General features: G+C 73.1%; 8 protein-coding genes and 2 pseudogenes. 3 read left to right on the forward strand and 7 right to left on the reverse strand.

The window, feature by feature from the left end; translation table 11 throughout:
- Positions 1 to 35: 35 nt before the first annotated feature.
- Both ACN265_RS21880 and ACN265_RS21885 read right to left on the reverse strand, forming a co-directional pair.
- Positions 36 to 9,062 (reverse strand): type I polyketide synthase, encoded by a 9,027-nt coding sequence (locus ACN265_RS21880; RefSeq protein ID WP_421409208.1) that lies wholly within the window; start codon positions 9,060 to 9,062, stop codon positions 36 to 38.
- 48 nt (positions 9,063 to 9,110) lie between these two features.
- Positions 9,111 to 14,522, reverse strand: a pseudogene (locus ACN265_RS21885) (SDR family NAD(P)-dependent oxidoreductase); the annotation flags it as partial.
- Positions 14,523 to 15,346: 824 nt separating this feature from the next.
- Between ACN265_RS21885 and ACN265_RS21890 the strand changes: the two are divergent.
- Positions 15,347 to 16,102: pseudogene (locus ACN265_RS21890) on the forward strand (helix-turn-helix domain-containing protein).
- Entirely contained in the window at positions 16,093 to 16,275 is a 183-nt protein-coding gene (locus tag ACN265_RS21895; protein ID WP_204957222.1) for a DUF397 domain-containing protein, read from the forward strand. The pseudogene ACN265_RS21890 and the gene ACN265_RS21895 overlap by 10 nt, the downstream one beginning before the upstream one ends.
- A gap of 133 nt (positions 16,276 to 16,408) precedes the next feature.
- Here ACN265_RS21895 and ACN265_RS21900 read toward each other — a convergent pair whose 3' ends face one another.
- The 5 genes from ACN265_RS21900 to ACN265_RS21920 form a co-directional block, all read right to left on the reverse strand.
- The gene (locus tag ACN265_RS21900) at positions 16,409 to 17,674 is read right to left on the reverse strand and encodes a family 16 glycosylhydrolase (protein ID WP_204928174.1); all 1,266 of its coding nucleotides are present in this window, start codon (positions 17,672 to 17,674) and stop codon (positions 16,409 to 16,411) included.
- Between the two features lie 279 nt (positions 17,675 to 17,953).
- Entirely contained in the window at positions 17,954 to 18,172 is a 219-nt protein-coding gene (locus tag ACN265_RS21905; RefSeq protein WP_088642133.1) for a hypothetical protein, read from the reverse strand.
- A 75-nt stretch (positions 18,173 to 18,247) separates the two neighbouring features.
- On the reverse strand, positions 18,248 to 19,351 hold the full coding sequence (locus ACN265_RS21910; protein ID WP_421409210.1) for an NYN domain-containing protein: 1,104 nt from the start codon (positions 19,349 to 19,351) through the stop codon (positions 18,248 to 18,250).
- 167 nt (positions 19,352 to 19,518) lie between these two features.
- Entirely contained in the window at positions 19,519 to 20,532 is a 1,014-nt protein-coding gene (locus ACN265_RS21915) for a cupin-like domain-containing protein (protein ID WP_421409211.1), read from the reverse strand.
- A complete protein-coding gene (locus ACN265_RS21920) occupies positions 20,529 to 20,807 on the reverse strand; it encodes a hypothetical protein (RefSeq protein ID WP_420119723.1) in 279 nt (92 codons plus the stop codon). Before ACN265_RS21920 ends, ACN265_RS21915 begins: the two co-directional genes overlap by 4 nt.
- Before the next feature lie 116 nt (positions 20,808 to 20,923).
- Between ACN265_RS21920 and ACN265_RS21925 the strand changes: the two genes are divergently transcribed.
- Positions 20,924 to 21,613, forward strand: coding sequence for a YoaK family protein (locus tag ACN265_RS21925; protein WP_204928177.1), 690 nt, complete (start codon positions 20,924 to 20,926; stop codon positions 21,611 to 21,613).
- Positions 21,614 to 21,685: the final 72 nt, after the last annotated feature.

Raw genomic sequence — 21,685 nt, forward strand, 5'->3', positions numbered from 1 at the left:
ACCCATTCCCGGACGGCGCCGACGGAGCGGACGGATCATGAGGTGCCGAACTTGCTGTCGATGAAGTCGAAGAGGTCGTCGTCGGAGGCGGTGTCGAGATCCTCGGTGACGCTGGCGACCTCGGCCGGGCGTTGACCGGCGGTCCACGCGGCGAGCATGGTGCGCAGCCGCTCCCCCACCCCGGCCCGGGTGCTCTCGTCGAGCGCGGCGACCGCGTCGGCGTCCAGGGTGGACAGCGCCGCCTGGAGCCGGTCGAGGTCGTCGAGCAGGGTGACGCCCCCGGCGTCGGCGGGCACCAGCTCGGTGAGCAGTTGCTGGGCCAGCTCGGTCGGGGTCGGGTAGTCGAAGACCAGCGTGGCGGGCAGCCGCAGCGCGGTCTCGGTGGTGAGCCGGTTGCGCAGCTCGACGGCGGTCAGCGAGTCGAAGCCGGCCTCCTTGAACGCCCGCTCCGGGTCGACGTCCGCGCCGGAGGCGTACCCGAGGACGGCGGCGACCTGGTCGCGGACCAGCGCCAGGACGGCGTCCAGGCGGTCCGGTGACGGCATCGCGGCGAGCCGACCGGCGAGGTCGGCGGTCACGGTGACCGGGGTGGCCGGTTCGGCCTCGGGTTGGGCGTCGGGCAGCGCCGCCAGCAGCGGCCGGGGCCGGGCCAGGGTGTAGATGGGGGTGAACCGGGTCCAGTCGATGTCGGCGACGACGAGGTGGCTCTCGTCGTGGTCGAGGGCCTCCCGCAGCGCCCGGACGGCGAGCCGGGGTTCCATCGGCGGGGTGCCCTGCCGGCGCAGGTGCGCGGTGGCCTCCCCGTCGGCCATCCCGCCACCCGCCCAGCTACCCCAGGCGACCGAGGTGGCGACCGCACCCCGGCCACGCCGCCGGTGCGCCAACGCGTCCAGGTACGCGTTCGCCGTCGCGTAACCCGCCTGACCGGCGCTGCCCCACACCGCCGCACCGGAGGAGAACACCACGAACGCGTCCAACGGCCGGTCGGCCAGCAACGCGTCCAGGTGCACCGCGCCGAGCACCTTCGCCCGGCACACCTCGGCGAACTCGGCCAGGCTGGTCTCCGGGAGCGACTTCTCCTGGTGCAGCACCCCGGCGGCGTGGAAGACGGCGGTCAACTCGTCACCGAGGTCGGCCAGCAGCGCGGCGACCGACTCCCGGTCGGCCACGTCACACGCCACCACCTCGACACCCGGATGCCGGGCCGTCAACTCCGCCGCACCCGGGGCCGCCGCGCCCCGCCGGCTCGCCAGCACCACCCGCCGCGCGCCCTGACCGACAAGCCATTCGGTCAGGTGCCCGCCGATGCCGCCGGTGCCGCCGGTGACCAGCACCGTGCCGGTGGGGGTGTAGCGCCGCTCGGGGTTGCCGGCGGCCGGCCAGCGGACCAGCCGCCGGGCCAGCACGCCGGCGGTACGGACGGCCACCTGGTCCTCCGCACCGGCGGCGAGGACGTCGGCGAGCCGCGCGACGTGCTCGGCGGTCCAGTCGGTGGGCAGGTCGGCCAGGCCACCCCAGGAGTGCGGGTACTCCAGGGACAGCACGGTGCCGAGCCCCCACAGCGCGCCCTGCGCGGGGTGCGGCAGCTCCTCGAACCGGTCGACGGCGACACCACCCGCGGTGAGGCACCACACCCGGCCGGCGAATTCGGTGGCGGTGAGGGCCTGGATCAGCGCGACGGTGTCGGTGACGCCGACGGACAGCCCCGCGTCGGTGGGGTCGGGGGTGTCGTCGAGGGCGAGCAGGGAAACTACCCCGGCGGGGGTGTCCCCGGCGGGCAGCTCGGTGCCGGTGACGGTGACGACGTCGGCGCCCCGGGCGGCCAGTCCGGCGGCGAGGGTGGACACCCGGGTGTCGCCCGTCGACGCGGCCGGTACGACGAGCCACCAAGTGCCGGTGAGTTCGCCGCCGTCGGGCAGTTCGGTGGAGCGCCACACCACCCGGTACCGCCAGTCGTCCACGGTGGCCGCGTCCCGCTGCCGGGCCCGCCAGGCGGCGAGGCCGGGCAGCACCTCGGTGACGACGCCCGGGGCGACGCCGAGACCGTCGGCGAGCACGTCGGTGTCGCCCCGGTCGACGGCGTCCCAGAACCCGCAGTCGGCCTCGTCGGTGCCGGTGCCGGTGGTGGTCTCGGGCTCGATCCAGTACCGCTGGTGCTGGAAGGCGTAGGTGGGCAGTTCCACCTGCCGTGCCCCCGGGTGCACGGCCGTCCAGTCGAGGTCGACGCCGCTGATCCACGCCTGCGCTATCCCGGTGGCGTACGCCTCGACCTGCTCGCGCTTGCGGCGCTGCAGCGCGATGGCGGTGGCGTCCTCGACGCAGTCCGCGACCATCGCGGTGAGCACACTGTCCGGCCCGATCTCCACGAACCGGGTCACCCCACGCGCCGCCAGAGCGGCCACCGCGTCAGCGAACCGCACGGTCCCCCGCACCTGACCCTGCCAGTAACCGGCGCTACCCAACTCGGCATCGGTGGCGAGATCACCGGTCGCGGTCGACACCAACGGGATACCCGCCGGGTTCGCAGTCGCGCTCTCCACGACCTGCCCGTACTCGGCCAGCATCGGATCCATCAGGTGCGAATGGAACGCATGCGACACCCGCAACCGACGCGTCTTCACCTCCAGGGACGCTTCCAGCGCGGCGATCTGCTCCTCCGTCCCCGACACGACCACCGCACGGGGACCGTTCACCGCCGCCACGTCGATGTCACCCAGGTCCAGCTCATCCAGCGGCGCGGCGATGGCCAGCATCGCCCCACCCGCCGGGAGGGCCTGCATCAGACCACCACGGGCCGCGACGACTCGACACGCGTCGTCGAGGGACCAGACACCCGCGACGTGTGCGGCAGCCAGCTCACCGATCGAATGACCCGCAACGAAATCGGGCTTCAACCCCCACGACTCCGCGAGACGGAACAGGGCCACCTCGACCGCGAACAACGCCGGCTGCGTCCACCCCGTCTGATCCAGGACACCGTTCGGGTCGGTGAACATCACCTCCCGCAGGTCACCGTCGAGCAGCGGCCCGAACGCGGCACACACCTCGTCCAATGCCTGCGCGAACACCGGGAAGGCTTCCGCCAGCTCACGACCCATGCCGACCCGCTGCGCACCCTGACCGGTGAACAGCACCGCCGTACGACCGGTGGTGATCCGACCCGACAGACCGGTGCCCGAGGTCAGGGCCTCCAGGGAAGCGGCCAGGTCGGCGGCCGTACCACCGACGGCGACCGCCCGGTGGTCCAGGGCCGCCCGACCGACGGCCAGCGAGTGCCCGACGTCGACCGGCCGTTCGTCGGTCAGGAAGTCACGCAGGCGGCCGGCCTGGGCGGCCAGCGCACCGGCCGACCGGGCGGACAGCGGCCAGAGCGCCACCGGCGGCTCGGGGGCCGTGTCCTGGCCGGCGGGCTCGACCGGCGGGGCCTCCTCCACGATCACGTGGGCGTTGGTGCCGCTGATCCCGAACGACGACACCCCCGCCCGGCGCGGGCGGTCCCCGGCCGGCCAGTCGACCGGTTCGGTGAGCAGCCGCACGTCGCCGGCAGCCCAGTCGACCTGCCGCGACGGCGTCCCGGCGTGCAGGGTGCGCGGCAGCGTGTCGTGCCGCATCGCCATCACCATCTTGATCACCCCGGCCATGCCGGCGGCGGCCTGGGCGTGACCCATGTTGGACTTGATCGAGCCGAGCCACAGGGGGCGGTCCCGGTCCCGGCCGTAGGTGGCGAGCAGCGCCTGTGCCTCGATCGGGTCACCGAGGGTGGTGCCGGTGCCGTGTGCCTCGACGGCGTCGACCGCGTCGGGGGTGATCCGGGCGTTGGCCAGCGCCGCCCGGATCACCCGCTGCTGGGCCGGCCCGTTCGGCGCGGTCAGCCCGTTCGACGCGCCGTCCTGGTTGACGGCGGAACCCCGGATCAGCCCGTAGACGCGGTGCCCGTTGCGCTGCGCGTCGGAGAGCCTCTCCAGCACCAGCACCCCGACGCCCTCGGACCAGCCGGTGCCGTCGGCGTCGTCGGAGAACGACTTGCACCGGCCGTCCGGGGCGAGCCCCCGCTGCCGGCTGAACGCCACGAACGGGGTCGGGTTCGACATCACCAGCACCCCACCGGCGATGGCGGTGGTGCACTCCCCGGCCCGCAGCGCCTGACCGGCGAGGTGCAGTGCGACAAGCGACGAGGAACACGCCGTGTCGACGGTCATCGACGGCCCCTCGAACCCGAACGCGTACGACACCCGGCCGGAGATCACCGACGCGGAGCTGCCGGTGCTCAGGTACGCCTCCGACTCGGCGGGGGCGAGGCCGAGCAGGTCGCCGTAGTCCTGGGCGCCGGAGCCGACGAACACCCCGACGGGGCTGCCGCGCAGCGCCTCCGGGTCCATCCCGGCCCGCTCGCACGCCTCCCAGGTGACCTCCAGCATCAGCCGCTGCTGCGGGTCCATGGCGATCGCCTCACGGGGCGAGATGCCGAAGAACTCGGCGTCGAACGCACCCGCCTCGTAGACGAAGCCACCGGAGCGGACGTAGCTGGTGCCCGGCTGGTCCGGGTCGGCGTCGAAGAGGGCGTCGGAGTTCCAGCCCCGGTCGACGGGGAACGCGCTGATCGCGTCGGTGCCATTGTCGACGAGCCGCCACAGGTCCTCCGGGGACCGGACGCCGCCGGGGTAGCGGCAGCTCATCCCGATGATGGCGATCGGCTCGTCGGGGTCGGTGCCGCCGACGCCGGACGCGACGGTGGTCGGGGCGGCGGTGCCGACGAGTTCGTCGTACAGGTGGCGGGCCAGCACGGCCGGGGTCGGGTGGTCGTAGACCATGGTGGCCGGCAGGCGCAGCCCGACGGCCGCGCCGAGGGCGTTGCGCAGCTCCACGGCGGTCAGCGAGTCGAACCCGAGTTCCCGGAACGGCCGCTGGACGTCCACGGTGGCCGACGCGTCGTACCCGAGGACGGTGGCGACCTGGGCGCGGACGGTGTCCAGCAGGTACGGCAGCCGCTCGGCGTCGGGCAGCCCGGCCAGCACGGAGGTGTCGGTGGGCGTGGCCGGGGCGGCGGCGGCCGGGGTCTGCTGGGCCTCGGCGAGCGCAGCGAGCAGCGGCCGGGGCCGGGCCAGGGTGTAGATCGGGGTGAACCGGGCCCAGTCGATGTCGGTGACCACGAGGTGGCTCTCGTCGTGGTCGAGGACCTGCTGCAACGCGCCGAGGGCGAGTCGCGGCTCCATCGGCGGGGTGCCCTGCCGCAGGAGCTGCTCGGTGGCCTGCTCGTCGACCATGCCGCCGCCGCCCCAGGTGCCCCAGGCCACCGAGGTGGCGGTCAGGCCCCGGCGACGGCGCTGGTGGGCCAGCGCGTCGAGCCAGGCGTTGCCGGTGCCGTAGGCGGCCTGCCCGGCGCTGCCCCAGACGGCCGCGCCGGAGGCGAACAGCACGAACGCGTCGAGCGACCGGTCGCCGAGCAGCGCGTCGAGGTGGGTCGCGCCGAGCACCTTGGCCCGGCACACGGCGGCGAAGTCGTCGAGGTCGGTCTCGCCCAGCGGGGCCGGGTCGTAGAGCACCCCGGCGGCGTGGAAGACGGCGGTCAGGTCGTCGCCGATCCCGTCGAGCAGCGCGCCGACCGCGTTCCGGTCGGCCACGTCGCAGGCGACGACCTGAACGCCGGGCAGGCGGGCGGCCAGGTCGGCGGCCCCGGGGGCGGCGGGGCCGCGCCGGCTGGCCAACACCACCCGCTCGGCGCCCCGGTCGAGGAGCCATTCGGTGAGGTGTGCGCCGATGCCGCCGGTGCCGCCGGTGACGAGCACGGTGCCGGTGGGGGTGTAGCGCCGGTCGGGGCTGCCGGCGACGGGCCAGCGCACCATCCGCCGGGCCAGCGCCCCGGCGGTACGCAGGGCCACCTGGTCCTCGCCGCCGTCGGCGAGCACGTCGACGAGCCGGTCGAGGGTGTCGGGCGTCCAGTCGGCGGGCAGGTCGACCAGGCCACCCCACCAGCCGGGGTAGTCGAGGGAGAGCACCGTGCCCAGCCCCCAGAGGCCGGCCTGTGCGGCGTGCGGCAGATCCTCGTACCGGTCGACGGCGACGCCGCCGGTGGTGAGGCACCAGAGCCGGCCGGTGACGTCGGCGGCGGCGAGGGTCTGCACCAGCCGTACGGTGCCGGTGACCCCGGCGGACAGCCCGACGTCGTACGGGTCCTGGGTGTCGTCGAGGCCGAGCAGGGAGAGGACACCGGTGGGGGTGCCCCGGCCGGCGAGCGGGTCGGTGCCGGTGAGTCGGGTGACGGTGGCCCCCCGGGCGGCGAGCGCGTCGGCCACGGCGGTGACCCGGGGGTCGTCGGTGAGGGTGTCCGGGGTGACGAGCCACCAGTCGCCGGTGAGTTCCGCGCCGGTGGGCAGGTCGGCGGCCCGCCACACGACCCGGTAGCGCCAGTCGTCGGTGACGGTGGCCGGTGCGGCGGTAGGGGCGGCCAGCCAGTACCGCTGGCGGGCGAAGGCGTAGCCGGGCAGCTCGACCTGCCGTGCCCCCGGGTGCACGGCCGTCCAGTCGAGGTCGACGCCGGTGGTCCACGCCTGCGCCATCCCGGTGGCGTACGCGGCCACCTGCTCCCGGTCGCGACGCTGCAACGCAATCGCCACCGCGTCGTCGACGCAGTCGGCGACCATCGCGGTGAGCACACTGTCCGGCCCGATCTCCACGAACCGGGTCACACCACGCGCCGCCAGAGCGGCCACCGCGTCAGCGAACCGCACGGTCCCCCGCACCTGACCCTGCCAGTAACCGACGCTACCCAACTCGGCATCGGTGGCGAGATCGCCGGTCGCGGTCGACACCAGCGCAATGCCCGCCGGGCTGGCGGTCACCCCGTCGACGACCTGCCCGTACTGGTCGAGCATCGGATCCATCAGGTGCGAATGGAAAGCATGCGACACCCGCAACCGACGCGTCTTCACCTCCAGGGACGCTTCCAGCGCGGCGATCTGCTCCTCGGTCCCCGATACCACCACCGCACGGGGACCGTTCACCGCCGCCACGTCGATGTCACCCAGGTCCAACTCGGCAAGCGGCGCGGCGATCGCCAACATCGCCCCACCCGCCGGAAGGGCCTGCATCAGACCACCACGGGCCGCCACCACCCGACACGCGTCCTCCAGCGACCACACCCCGGCGACATGCGCGGCGGCCAACTCACCGATCGAATGCCCCGCCACGAAGTCCGGCTTCAACCCCCACGACTCGGCCAGGCGGAACAGGGCCACCTCGACCGCGAACAACGCCGGCTGCGTCCACCCCGTCTGGTCGAGAACACCATCCGGATCGGCGAACATCACCTCCCGCAGGTCACCATCCAACAACGGACCGAACGCCGCACACACCTCGTCGAGGGCCTGCGCGAACACCGGGAAGGCTTCCGCCAGGTCACGGCCCATGCCGACCCGCTGCGCACCCTGACCGGTGAACAACACCGCCGTACGACCGCTGGTGATCCGACCCGACAGACCGCTGCCCGAGGCCAGGGCCTCCAGGGAAGCGGACAGCTCGGCGGCCCCACGGCCCACCGCCACCCCCCGGAACTCCAACCCGGCCCGACCCGCGCCCAGCGAGAACCCGACGTCCACCGGACGCTCGTCGGAGTCGGCGGCGAACCCGGCGATCCCGGCGGCCTGGCGGGCCATCCCCTCGGGGGAACGCCCCGACACCGGCCAGAGGACGACCGGCGGGGTCGGCCCCGGCGTGCCGGCCTCGACGGGCGGGGCCTGCTCGACGATGAGGTGCACGTTGGTGCCGCTGATGCCGAACGACGACACGCCCGCCCGGCGGGGCCGGTCCACCGCCGGCCAGTCGACCGGCTCGGTGAGCAGCCGCACGTCCCCGGCGTCCCAGTCGACCTGCCGCGACGGCGTCTCGGCGTGCAGCGTGCGCGGCAGGGTGCCGTGCCGCATCGCCATCACCATCTTGATCACCCCGGCGACACCGGCGGCGGCCTGGGCGTGCCCGATGTTGGACTTGATCGAGCCGAGGAAGAGCGGCGTCTCCCGGTCCCGGCCGTAGGTGGCCAGCACGGCCTGCGCCTCGATCGGGTCACCGAGGGTGGTGCCGGTGCCATGCGCCTCGACCACGTCCACGTCGGCGACGGAGAGCCGGGCGTTGGCCAGCGCCGCCCGGATCACCCGCTGCTGGGCCGGCCCGTTCGGCGCGGTCAACCCGTTGCTCGCGCCGTCCTGGTTGACGGCGGAACCCCGGATCAGCCCGTAGACGCGGTGCCCGTTGCGCTGCGCGTCGGAAAGCCGCTCCAGCACCAGCACCCCGACGCCCTCGGACCAGGCCGCGCCGTCCGCGCCGTCCCCGAAGGACCGGCACCGGCCGTCCGGGGACAGCGCGCGCTGCTTGCTGAACTCGACGAAGAGCTGCGGGGTGGCCATCACGGCGACCCCGCCGGCCAGGGCCAGCCCGCATTCCTCCTTGCGCAGCGACTGGCAGGCCAGGTGCATCGCCACCGACGACGACGAGCAGGCGGTGTCGACGGTGATCGCCGGCCCCTCCAGCCCCAGGTTGTAGGCGACCCGGCCGGAGACGAGGCTGCCGGAGGTGGTGCTGTCGACGTAGTCGTGGTGCATCACGCCGACGAACACGCCGGTGGCGGTGCCCTTGAGGGCGACCGGGTCGATGCCGCCGTGCTCGAACGCCTCCCAGGACGCCTCCAGCAGCAGCCGCTGCTGCGGGTCCGTCTCCACCGCCTCGCGGGGGCTCATCCCGAAGAACCCCGGGTCGAAGTCGGCGGCGTCGTAGAGGAAACCACCGTGCCGGGTGTAGCTCTTGCCGGGCTTGCCGGGTTCCGGGTCGTAGACGCCGTCGACGTCCCAGCCCCGGTCGGTGGGGAAGCCGGAGATGGCGTCGGTGCCGTCGGCGACGAGCCGCCACAGGTCCTCCGGCGACCGGACCCCGCCGGGGTAGCGGCAGCCCATGCCGACGATCGCGATCGGCTCCTGGTCCCGGCCCTCCACCTCACGCAGCCGCCGGTTGGCCTGTTGCAGTTCGGCGGTGGCGCGCTTGAGGAAGGTCCGGAGCTTGTCGTCGTTCGCCATCGTTCACACCAATCTTTCCCGCGCCGGAAGGTTCGTCGGAGGCTGCCGTCAGGAGAGGCCGAGCTCGTTCTCCAGCACGTCGAACAGTTCCTCGTCGGTGGCGGACTCGTAGTCGTGCGGGGTGTCGTCGTCGGGGCGGCCGGTGCGGTCCTGCCAGCCGCGCAGCACCGCCTCGAGCCGGGCGGTCAGCCGGGCGTGTTCCGCACCCGGCACCTCGGTCAGGGCCTTCTCCAGCCGGTCGAGGTCGGCGAGCACCGCACCGGCCGGGTCGGCGTCGGGCACCACCAGGTCGGCCTTGAGGGCGCGGGCCAGGGCGGTGGGTTCCGGGTGGTCGAAGACGAGCGTCGCCGGCAGCCGCAGCCCGGTGACGGTGCTGAGCACGTTGCGGAACTCGACGGCGGCGAGGGAGTCGAAGCCGAGGTCCTTGAACGCGCGGCCGGGTTCCACCGACGCCGGGCCGGGGAACCCCAGCACGGCGGCGGCGTGCGTACGGACCAGGTCGAGCAGCAGGGTGTCCCGGTCGGCGTCGGAGAGGCCGGCGAGGCGCTGGGCCAGCGGCGGGCCGTCGGCCGCCGCACCCGCACCGGCGGCGGTCGGCCGGGCGGGGGTACGGACCAGGCCGCGCAGCACGGCGGGCAGCGCGTCGGTGCGTCGTCGCAACGCGTCCAGGTCGAGCCGCACCGGTACGGTGGTGGGCCGCCCGGCGGCGACGGCCGCGTCGAACAACGCCAGCCCCTCGTCGGTGCTCATCGCGGGCATCCCGAGCCGGCGCATGCGGTGCAGGTCGGCGTCGTCGAGGTGACCGCCCATGCCGGTGCCGGTGGCCCACAGGCCGTAGGCCAGCGAGGTGGCGGGCAGCCCGTCGGCGCGGCGGCGTTGGGCGAGGGCGTCGAGGAAGAGGTTCGCGGCGGCGTAGTTGCCCTGCCCGGCCCCGGCCACCCAGCCCGCCGACGAGGAGAACAGCACGAAGGCGGTCAGGTCGTGGTCGCGGGTGAGCTCGTGCAGGTGCCAGGCGGCGTCCACCTTGGGCCGTAGCACCCGGTGCAGTTGCTCGGGGGTGAGGGCGTCGACCAGCGCGTTCTCGGCGGTACCGGCGGCGTGCACCACCGCGCCGACCGGGTGTTCGGCGAGCAGGGCGGCGACCGCGTCCCGGTCGGCGACGTCGCAGGCGGCGACCGTCACGTCCGCACCGGCGGCGGTGAGGTCCGCGACCAGGTCAGCCGCGCCGGGCGTGGCCGCGCCGCTGCGCCCGGTCAGCAACAGCCGGCGTACGCCGTGCCGGGTGACCAGGTGCCGGGCGACGAGGCTGCCCAGCCCGCCGAGCCCACCGGTGATCAGGACGGTGCGGTCGGTGGCCCAGCCACCGTCGGCGGGCGCGTCGACGCCCACCCGGGTCAACCGGGGCACCAGCAGTCCGCCGTCGCGGACGGCCACCTCGGGTTCACCGGTGGCCAGGGCCGCCGCCAGGTGGTCGGTGCCGCTGTCGTCGGTGTCGACCAGGACGAACCGGCCCGGGTGTTCGGCCTCGGCCGCCCGGACCAGCCCCCACAGGGCCGCCGCGGCGGGGTCGACGGGGGTGTCGCCGGCACCGACGGCGTCCCGGGTGAGCAGGGCGAGCGTGCTGTGGGCGTACGCCGGATGGGTGAGCCAGCGGCGCAGCAGCCCCAGCAGGCGTTCGGTGGCCCCGTGCACGGCGGCCGGCGGGGTGCCGGACGGGTCGAGAGTGACCACGACGGTGTCGGGAGCGGTTTCGGGCAGCTCCGCGTCGACGTCGAGCGCGGTCCAGGTGCCGGTGGCGGCGGCCGGGGTGGGGACGGGCTGCCAGCTCACCTCGTACAGGTGGCGGTGCCGGTTGCCGGCGGCGCCGAGCGCGTCGGCGGCGACCGGCCGGGCCACCACCTGGTCGATCGTGGCGACCGGGTGGCCGTGCCCGTCGGCGACGGTGACGGCCAGCTTGTCGCCGGTGGCCGGGGAGATCCGGATGCGCAGGGTGGCGGCGTGCGCGGCGTGCAGGGTGACGCCGCGCCAGGAGAACGGCAGCGGGGTGTCGCCCGCGCCCTCGTCGACCAGGTTGGCGTGCAGGGCGGCGTCGAGCAGCGCCGGGTGCAGCAGGAACCGGGTCGCGTCGGCGGCGGCCACCTCGGGCAGCGCCGCCTCGGCCCACACCTCGGCGGCGTCGCCGTCGCCGCGCCGCCACACCGCGCGCAGCCCCTGGAAGACCGGCCCGTAGCCGTAGCCGTGGTCGCGCAGCCGGTCGTAGAGGCCATCGAGGTCGACGGGTTCGGCGCCGGGGGGCGGCCACTCGGTGAGGTCGGCGGCGGCCGGGTCGGCTCCGGCCTGCCGGACCAGGACCCCTTCGGCGTGCCGGGTCCAGTCGGTGTCGTCGGCCGCGTCGTCGGCCCGGGTCCAGATCCCGAGGGTACGCGCGCCGCTGTCGTCGGCGGCGTCGACGGTGACCCGCAGGGCCAGGCCACCGTCGGCGGGCAGCACCAGCGGCGCGTTGATGGTCAGCTCGTCGAGGACCGGGGAGCCGACCTGGTCACCGGCGCGCAGGGCGAGTTCGACCAGCCCGGTGCCGGGGACGAGGACGGTGTCGAACACGGCGTGGTCGGCGAGCCACGGCTGGGTGCTGCGGGAGAGCCGGCCGGTGAGCACCATGCCACCGGTGTCGGGCAGGTCGACGACCGCGCCGAGCATCGGGTGGTCGGCGGGGAGCTGGCCGAGGCCGGTGGTGTCGCCGCTGCCGGGCGGCACGTCGAGCCAGTACCGCTGGTGCTGGAAGGCGTAGGTGGGCAGGTCGACCTGCCGGCCGCCCGGGTTCACCGCCGCCCAGTCCAGGGCGGTCCCGCTGGCCCACGCCTGGGCCATGCCGACCGTGTACGCCTGCACCTGGCCGTCGTCGGGCGTGTTCTCGTCCTGCCCGCGCCTGCGGCGCTGGAGCGCGATGGCGGTGGCGTCGTCGACGCAGTCCGCGACCATCGCGGTGAGCACACTGTCCGGCCCGATCTCCACGAACCGGGTGACTCCGCGTGCGGCAAGAGCAGTTACCGCGTCGGCGAACCGCACGGTCCCCCGCACCTGCCCCTGCCAGTAACCGACGCTACCCAACTCGGCATCGGTGGCGAGATCACCGGTCGCGGTCGACACCAGCGCAATGCCCGCCGGGTTCGCAGTCGCGCTCTCCACGACCTGCCCGTACACGGTGAGCATCGGATCCATCAGGTGCGAATGGAAAGCATGCGACACCCGCAACCGACGCGTCTTCACCTCCAAGGAGGCTTCCAGCGCGGCGATCTGCTCCTCGGTCCCCGATACCACCACCGCACGGGGACCGTTCACCGCCGCCACGTCGATGTCACCCAGGTCCAGCTCATCCAGCGGCGCGGCGATCGCCAGCATCGCCCCACCCGCCGGGAGGGCCTGCATCAGACCACCCCGGGCGGCGACGACCCGACAGGCGTCCTCCAACGACCACACACCGGCCACGTGCGCGGCAGCAAGCTCACCGATCGAGTGCCCGGCGACGAAGTCAGGCTTCAAACCCCACGACTCCGCCAGCCGGAACAGGGCCACCTCGACCGCGAACAGAGCCGGCTGCGTCCACCCCGTCTGATCCAGGACACCATCCGGGTCGGTGAACATCACCTCCCGCAGATCACCACCCAACAACGGCCCGAACGCCGCACACACCTCATCGAGGGCCTGCGCGAACACCGGGAACGCTTCGGCCAGCTCACGACCCATCCCGACCCGCTGCGCACCCTGACCCGTGAACAACACCGCCGTACGACCACCGGTCACCCGACCCGACACACCGGTGCCGGCGGACAGGGCGTCGAGACCGGCGGACAGCTCGGCGGCCCCACGGCCCACCGCCACCCCCCGGAACTCCAACCCGGCCCGACCCGCGCCCAGCGAGAACCCGACGTCCACCGGACGCTCGTCGGTGAGGAAACCGCGCAGCCGGGCGGCCTGCCCGGCCAGGGCCGCCGCCGACCGGCCGGACAGCGGCCAGAGCAGCACCGGCGGCTCGGCGGCCGGCGTCGGTGCGGCGGTGTCGTCCGGGTCGGCGGCCTCGGCCGTCGGGGCCTGTTCCAGCACCACGTGGGCGTTGGTGCCGCTGAGCCCGAACGACGACACGGCAGCCCGCCGGGGCCGCCCGGTGGCCGGCCAGTCGACGGCGTCGGTGAGCAGCCGGACGTCGCCCGCCGTCCAGTCGACGTGCGGGGTGGGCCGGTCGACGTGCAGGGTGCGGGGCAGCACACCGTGCCGCATCGCCAACACCATCTTGATCACCCCGGCGACACCGGCGGCGGCCTGGGTGTGCCCCAGGTTCGACTTCACCGAGCCGAGCCAGAGCGGCTGTTCCCGGTCCCGCCCGTACGTGGCGAGCAGTGCCTGCGCCTCGATCGGGTCGCCGAGCCGGGTGCCGGTGCCGTGCGCCTCGACGGCGTCGACCTGGTCGGCGGTGAGCCGGGCGTTGGCGAGGGCGTCGGCGATGACCCGCCGCTGCGAGGGGCCGTTGGGGGCGGTGAGGCCGCTGCTCGCGCCGTCCTGGTTGACCGCGGTGCCCCGGACGACGGCCAGCACCCGGTGCCCGTGCCGCTGGGCGTCGGAGAGCCGCTCGACCAGCAGCATCCCGACACCCTCGGCCCAGCCGGTGCCGTCGGCGGCGGCGGCGAACGGCTTGCACCGGCCGTCGGCGGCCAGCCCCCGCTGGCGGCTGAAGTCGACGAACGTCTCCGGGGTGGCCATCACGGTCACCCCACCGGCCAGCGCCAGGGTGCACTCCTCGCGGCGCAGCGACTGGATGGCCAGGTGCAGCGCGACCAGCGACGACGAGCAGGCGGTGTCGACGGTGAGGGCCGGGCCCTCCAGACCCAGCACGTAGGCGACCCGGCCGGAGAGGATGCTGCCGGTGTTGCCGTTGCCGATGAAGCCCTCCAGCTCGGCGGGCACCTGCGGCAGCCGGCTGGAGTAGTCGTGGTACATCAGCCCGGCGAACACCCCGGTGCGGCTGCCGCGTACCGAGGTCGGGTCGATGCCGGCCGATTCGAACGCCTCCCAGGACGCCTCCAGCAGCAGCCGCTGCTGTGGGTCCATGGCGATCGCCTCACGCGGGGAAATGCCGAAGAATTCGGGGTCGAATAGCGCGGCGTCGGAAAGGAAACCGCCGCTCCTCGCGTACGTCTTACCGGGCTTGGAATCGTCGGGGTCGTAGATGTCCTCGACGTTCCAGCCCCGGTCGTCGGGAAAGTCGCCGACCGCGTCGGTCCCGTCGGCCAGCAGTTGCCACAGCGCGGCCGGACCGTCCACACCGCCCGGGAAGCGGCAGCTCATACCCACGATCGCGATCGGGTCGTACTCGCGGCGCTCGGCCTGACGCAACTGCCGACGGGCCTCACGCAGATCGGTGGTGGCCCGCTTCAGGTACCCGAGAAGCTTCTCCTCGTTCTCCATCTACGTCTCCCGCCACTAGCCCCAGCCGGGCAGACCCGGGCCAATATCGGCACACGGGTCGGCGCGGCGGCAATTGTCGAAACAGAGAGCTTCTTCAGGCATTCTTGGTTGTTCGCGATGACCCTACGGCCGCCCGGCGCAGCACTAACCCCCTACCGCCCCCAGAGCGCCCCCTAGCCCTCGACGCCGCTACCTCGACCGTGGCAGCCACTCTCCGGGTCACCCCGGCGGCGGCTGGGGTGTCCCGAAACCGTTCCGACTGCCCGCCAGCACGCCGGGCACGGGGGGCGAGGGCTCAACCTCGTGCTCTTGCCCAGGACAGGAAGCGCTCGGTCATCCGGGTCGGCGGATGATCCGGATGGAGTCGAGTGAGCTGGTTCGTTGCCTCGATCATCAGGGCGCCGAGGTACACGAGCAGGCCCGTGCGGTTGTCCCGGTACTCCAGCAGCAGGGATAGCTTGGCCGGCTGGCAGGGCCAAGCGCTGCCGCAACTACGGCACCGCCACGCCGGGCGCATGGCAACGTGCGGGACAGGGGGCCGTACCACCACGACATCGACCTCCTTCTCGACTGGAGAGGGCCGCTCCACCCAGGATGCGGAGCGGCCCCGGCAGGACCCGCTACCGCCTTCCGGCCACCAGCGAGCCCGCCATGAATGACAGTCTGTTGAGCAGGCCACTACTCTCGGAAGGCGAAGAGCCCGGCCGTGTCGCAGCCTCGAAGCCGTTCGCTCGTGCGGCGATACCGAGTGATTCTCGCGTAAAGATTGTGGAGGAATCGTGGAGGAACCGACCGCCGGTCTGATCCGGGCCCAGCTGCGCCGGATGCGCCTCGCCGCCGGACTCAACCAGGAGGAGTTCGGCAAGCAGGTGCACTATTCGGCGTCGATGGTGTCCAGCGTGGAAACGGGCACCCGCCCATTCGACAGGCAGTTCCTCTCCCGGGCTGACGAGGTGCTCCACTCCGGCGGCCTCTTGGTCTCCCTGCTTCGGATAATGGAGAAGGAGGGCCAGCCCAGCTGGTTCCGGCCGTGGCTCGAAGCCGAACGCGCCGCCCGGCAGCTTCGTTGCTTCCACCCTGGTCTCGTTCCCGCGTTGCTCCAGACGGAGAACTACGCCCGCGCGGTGATCCGCTGCGATGACCTGCTCACCGACGACTAGGTGGAGAGGAAGGTGGCAGCCCGGATGGACCGCCAGGCAGTTCTCCACCAGCCGGACCCACCCCAGCTCATCGCTGTCATCGACGAGGCCATACTGCACCGCACCGACGAGGGCTACCGGGGCCTGATGACCCGCCAGATCGACCACTTGGTGGCCATGACCGAACGCCCCCAGATCAGCGTGCACGTCATTCCGCGCCTGACCGGCTTCCATGTGGGCATGTCCGGGCCGTTCGCACTGGCCAGGGGCCTGGACGGCAGCTGGGTGGGCACCCTGGAGAGCCAACTCGCCGGTACGACGATCGACAGCGAGGGTGACCTGGCTAGCCTCTTGGCGAGGTGGGAGTCGGTCCGCAACGACGCCCTGCCCCGCCACCAGTCGATGGAACTCCTGAAGGAGGCAGTGACGTCATGGACCTGAGCAACGCCCAGTGGCGCAAGGCAAGCCGCAGCGGAAACACCGACTGCGTCGAGGTAGCCGCCAACATGCCCGGTCTGGTTGCCGTCCGCGACAGCAAGGACCTCGCAGGGCCGGTCCTGACCTTCGACCCGCAGAACTGGAAGTCTTTCGTGGAACACGCCGCACGGCACTGACCCGGGACGCGGCGGATGGCCCCCAGCGTGCGCTGGGGGCCATCCGTCATCTCAGGCCGTGCCCGCTATCGCGGTAGACGACTTCACGCGGCACAGGTACCCGCCGCAGTGGGCCGTCCGCGGTAGCCGCCAGTCAGAAGCGGGACCACTTCTGGCTGGCGACGCCGAGGCAGTCCCACAGGTGCAGCTTGCCGCCGTTGTTGGGGTTCTGGTCGCGCACGTCGACGCACCTGTTGGCGCTGAGGTTTACCAGGTCCCCGGCGCCGTTGAGGGTGAACCGTTGGGCCGGGTTGCCGTTGCAGGTGACCAGGTTGACCTCGGTGCCGTTGGCGGTGCCGGCCCAGGCCGGGTCCATGCACTTGCCCATCGCGCGGACGGTGCCGTCGGCGGCGAAGGTCCAGGCCTGCGCGGCGGTGGTGTTGCAGTCCCAGATCTGGAGTTTCGCGCCGTCGACCGGGTTGGCGCTCGGGATGTCGATGCACCTGCCGCTCTGCGAGCCGCGTAGCCGGGTGGTGCCGGGCTGCGGGTTGCCGCCGCCGGGAACGTAGCTGGAGACCCGGACGTAGTCCACGAGCATCTGCTGGGGGAACTGGGTGGAGCCGTCGGGGTAGCCGGGCCAGTTCCCGCCCACCGCCACGTTGAGGATCATGAAGAAGGGGTGGTCGTAGACCCAGCGGTTGCCGCCGAGCCGGGACGGGTCGACGCGGTGGTACTCGACGCCGTCGAGGTACCAGACGATCAGGTTCGGCTCCCAGTCCACCCGGTAGGTGTGGAAGGTGTCGGCGAGGGGCTGGCCGATGGTGCGGCTGCCGGTGATGCCACCCCCGCCTGAGTAGCCGGGGCCGTGCACGGTGCCGTAGACGGTGTTCGGTTCCCGGCCGATGTTCTCCATGATGTCGATCTCACCGGCGGCGGGCCAGCCGGCGCTGCCCATGTCGTTGCCGAGCATCCAGAACGCCGGCCAGATGCCCTGGCCCCGGGGGATCTTGATCCGGGCCTCGAACCGGCCGTACGCCTGGGTGAAGGTGGCGGCGGTGAGCAGCCGCGCCGAGGTGTATTCGCACCGGCCGTAGTGGCACTGGTAGTTGGCCGGGTTCTCCCGGCGGGCGGTGATGACCAGGTTGCCCTGTCCGTCGTGGACGGCGTTGCTGGTGCTGTTGGTGTAGTACTGCCGTTCGTTGTTGCCCCAGCCACCACCGCCGATGTCGAAGCGCCACCGGTTCTGGTCGACGGGGGTGCCGGCGGCGGCGTTGAACTCGTCCTGCCAGGTGATGCCGCCGATGGCGGCCGAGGCGGGCTCGGCCTGGGCGGGCAGGACGAGGGCGGCGGCGAGGGTGACGAGGGCGACCGCCGCGCGGGCGAGGGATCGGGGCCGGGGGACGGCTCGGGCTCCTGGCACGGGAGGCTCCTTGGGGCGACATCGGGGGCGGGGAGCACGCCGGGGAGAGCGCTCTCCTCGAAGGATGTCGATACCAGGTCCTTCTGTCAAGAAGGTTGCCAGTTAGCTCGCCCTGCTCAGGGTCCCGCCGACCGGGCAGTGAGAGGAAAGTTACGCTGTGTGATCAGGGCCATTGCGCGCCAGCCAGCTCGGAGGTCTCCTGCGGGGCGCCCGACCGGGACCGGCCGGAGGCGGGGCGGGCGGGACGCGGTGCGGACCGCCCGCCTGCGCCCGGACCGATCAGCGGTGCAGCCCGCGCCAGGAAGGATTGCTGCCGCGCCAGGCGTCGGCCAGGATGACCGCTGCCGCCCGGCTCGGGCACTGCTGCACGCGGGAGCGACCCGACGCCCCGCCGATCTGCGCCTGGACCTCCCAGGCTTCCCCGTCGGTACGGATGTAGACGTCCCGCCGCCCGCGTGGGCTCGGGTCACCGTTCCACCAGTGCTCCTCGACCATCATTCACCGACCGTATAGCAACTCGGCCGTGGAACGTGAGTCACGAATTCGTCGAGGCCCGCCGCCGACCCCGCCCGGTCACCCCTGCCGGGGCGTGAGCAGGTAGTCGTCGGCCTCCGCACTCCAGGCCAAGGTGACCTCACCGGCAGTGGCGGCGGCCTTACCGAACTGGAGGAAACTGCGGTATCCGAGCTTCTTCTCGCTGAATTCGGGGCGGGCCCGGCGGAGCTGGTTCTTGAGTCCGGAGAGCGCCACCGGGCCACCGGCCGCGGCCAGCTCCGCCACCACCGTACGCAGCAGCGCGAAGGCCACCTCCTGGTCACCGTGCTCGGGCAGGGACACCTCCGGGTCGCCCTTGGCCGGCCCTTCGGCCAACTCGACGACGTTGTGCCCGGCGAGGTGGCGCAGCAGCTCACCGAAGGTGCGGAACCCGTAGTCGGACTCGCTGAACGTGGGGTCCTTGCGCAGCAGGGTGCGCTTGAGCCGGGAGGCGGTCACCTCCCCTTCCGAGCTGCCCTGGAGGCCGGCGACGGTCTGGGCGACCAGCACCGCGAGCGCCTCGGCGTCGCGTACCGGCTCCTCGGCGGCGGGCGTGGATTCCGGCTGCTCCGGCTGCTCCGGTGCCGGCTCCACCGCCGTCGGCTCCGGCTGCTGCGGTTCGGCCGGGCGGGACGCGCGACCCCGCCGGCCCCGTACGGGCGGCAGGTCGACGCCCTCCAGCCGGTCGTAGTAGAGGAACTCGTCGCAGGCGGGCGGGAGCAGCGCCGAGGTCGACTTCTCCACCCCGACCCCGATCACCCGTTTGTTGAGTTCACGCAGCTTGTGCACCAGCGGGGTGAAGTCGCTGTCCCCGGTGCAGATGACGAAGGTGGAGATGTAGCCGCGCTCGAAGGCCAACTCCACCGCGTCGACGGCCATCTTGATGTCGGCGGCGTTCTTGCGGGACGCCCCCATCCGCTGCGGGATCTCGATCAGCTCGACGTGCGAGCGGGTGAGCATCCGGCGGTCCTCGTCGAAGTACGACCAGTCCGCGTACGCCCGGCGGACCACCACCCGTCCCCGCTCGGCGAGGGCGTCGGCGATCGGACGGAAGTCGAACGCCCGCCCACCATGGTGTTCCCGGGCACCCAGGGCAAGGTTCTCGTAGTCGAGAAAGAGCGCGATTCGATCCTCGTGATCCACCGCAACACCCTAATCCCGCACCCCTGCCCCACCGCCCCGCCACGTCGCACACACTCCGCCGAAGCCCGGTGATCAAGAGGAAAAGGTCAGCCGCCGGGCAACTTCCTGACGCATTTCTCTTGATCACCGGGGGCCAGGGCCGGTGGGGGCCGGGCGGGAGGGGTGGGTCAGCGGGGTGGGGTGGCGGCGGGTGGGGTGGCCATCTTGTGGTTCTGGCCCGGGATGGTGAAGTGGTGGAAGCTGACCGTGGCGCTGACCTCCAACGCCTGCACCCAGTGCCACCAACCCACCGGCACGAACAGCAGCTGACCCGGCTCCAGCACGACGTCGAGCACCGTCGCCTCGGCGTAGCGCGGGTGCCGGGTGAGGTCCGGGTTCGCCGCGTCGACCGCGCTGAACGTGCCGCCGCGCGGATAGACCAGGTGCCGCTCGTACGACGGGACCAGCCGGACGTGCTTGCGGCCGAGCACCTGACCGAGCAGCACCGAACTGTTGTCCACGTGCAGCGGGGTCACCGTCCCGGCCGGTCCGAGCAGCAGGTGACCGAGCCCGGACGGGTCCACGATCCCCTCCGGGGCACGGATGTCCGCGACGAGCGGACGCAGCGCGCCTGACCAGTTCTCGTTGCGCGGCACCATGTAGTAGTCGTTGGTGTGCCGGCCCGAGGCCAGCAGCGCCAGGTACTCGCGGAACGGCATGCTGGTGCGGTGCCGGTCGTACTGCCAGGCGTGGTCGGGGTTGGCCTCCCGGCCGGTCATCACCTCGACCACGGCGTCACCGCAGGCCGCCGCGAGGCCGGGAAGCGTCCAGCCGAGGGCGGGCCAGTCGGCCATCAGGCCGTCCAGCACGACCGGCCGGTTGCCGAAGTAGTAGCGGGAGAAGAACTCCCCGGGGTCGAGGTCCGCGCGCCGCTCCAGCGTCCGCCCGCCGTCGCTGTCGCGCAGCGTCCGGTACGTGTCGAGCACCGACTCCAGCCAGTCGTAGCGCAGCGCGAGCCGCCGGCACACCGCGAAGTACGGGTGGTCGGTCAGTTCCCGCAGCTCGGCGTCGACGGCCTGCGGGTCGGCGGACCCGGCGACGGCCACCGCCCTCGCCTGCGCCACCGACGCGCCCATGGCCAGGTTCTCGACCAGCCACTCCCGCCAGGCGGGGTCGAGCCGGGGCGGGACGACGGTGGTCATGCCCCGGCCGTCGGCACGAGGGTGAGCCGGGGCGGGCGGACCGCCTCCTGGCAGGTCGGGTACGAGTTCTTCACGTGCTCGGGGAAGTGCTCGGCGGCCGGCGGCGGGGTGAGCCGCAGCTCCCGGGTGTACTCCTGGCAGTTGACGTAGGAGTTCTTCACGTGGGCCGGGATGTGGTCCGGGGGCGGGGTGAGCCGCGCCTCGCGGGCGTACTGGTCGCAGTTGACGTAGGAGCCCTTGACGTGGGCGGGGAAGTGGTCCGGCAGCTCGGTCATGGGGCCAGTCAACGGGCCCCGGCGTCCCGGCCACCAGGGGTCGGTGTCCCGGCCACCCGGGACGTTCCCGCAGGTCATGGGTAGACTGCCGGCCGGAAACGATCATCGGAAGGGCCATGACGAAGAGCTACGAGGTGCCGCTGCTGGTGCTGACCGCGGCGACCGGCGCGGTCGACGGCGTCAGCTATCTCGCCCTGGACCGGGTCTTCACCGGCAACATGACGGGCAACGTGCTCTTCATCGGGTTCGGGCTGGCCGGGGTGTCCGGCCTGCCGGTGCTCAACAACCTGGTGGCGTTGCTGACGTTCATGCTCGGCGCGGTGCTCGCCGCGCGGCTGACCCGGGGCGCGCCGGGCCCGGCGGCGTTGCCCGCCGCCGGGCTGGCCATCCTGGTCGGCGGCAGTGTGCTCTCGCTCGCCCTGGCCGGGTTCTGGCTCGTCACCGGCCCACCGGCGCACGGGGTGATGCTGGTCGTCACCGGTCTGCTCGCCCTGGTGCTCGGCGCGCAGGCCGCGGCGGTCAAGCACATCGGCATCCGGGACCTCTCCACGGTGGTGGTGACCATGACCATGGTGAACCTCTCCGCCGACAGCCGGGCCGCCGGCGGTCCGGGCACGGCCTGGCTCCGCCGGTTCGGGGCGATCACCACGATGGGCCTGGGCGCGTTCGTCTCCGCCGTGCTGACGTTGCGGGTGAACGGGGCGGTGGCGCTGGTCGTGGCCGGCGCGCTGTTGACTCTCGGCACGGCGCTGGTCGCGGTGGTCCGCCGCCGGGAGGTCGCCGCGGCGGCGTCGACGCACGGCTGACCCCGGCGACCTGCGGCGGGTGCCGCAGACCCTCCGGCGCGGGCGGGGAAGACCAAAAACTTTTGTGGGGTT

Origin of the sequence: Micromonospora sp. WMMD730, assembly GCF_049178955.1 — a bacterium.
Classification (GTDB): Bacteria; Actinomycetota; Actinomycetes; order Mycobacteriales; family Micromonosporaceae; genus Micromonospora; species Micromonospora wenchangensis.

Coding starts and splice junctions, on each gene's coding strand:
- ACN265_RS21920 (WP_420119723.1), bottom strand. CDS start 20,807: ATGACCGAGCTGCCGGACCACTTCCCCGCCCACGTCAAGGGCTCCTAC.
- ACN265_RS21895 (WP_204957222.1), top strand. CDS start 16,093: ATGGACCTGAGCAACGCCCAGTGGCGCAAGGCAAGCCGCAGCGGAAAC.
- ACN265_RS21925 (WP_204928177.1), top strand. CDS start 20,924: ATGACGAAGAGCTACGAGGTGCCGCTGCTGGTGCTGACCGCGGCGACC.
- ACN265_RS21880 (WP_421409208.1), bottom strand. CDS start 9,062: ATGGCGAACGACGACAAGCTCCGGACCTTCCTCAAGCGCGCCACCGCC.
- ACN265_RS21905 (WP_088642133.1), bottom strand. CDS start 18,172: ATGATGGTCGAGGAGCACTGGTGGAACGGTGACCCGAGCCCACGCGGG.
- ACN265_RS21915 (WP_421409211.1), bottom strand. CDS start 20,532: ATGACCACCGTCGTCCCGCCCCGGCTCGACCCCGCCTGGCGGGAGTGG.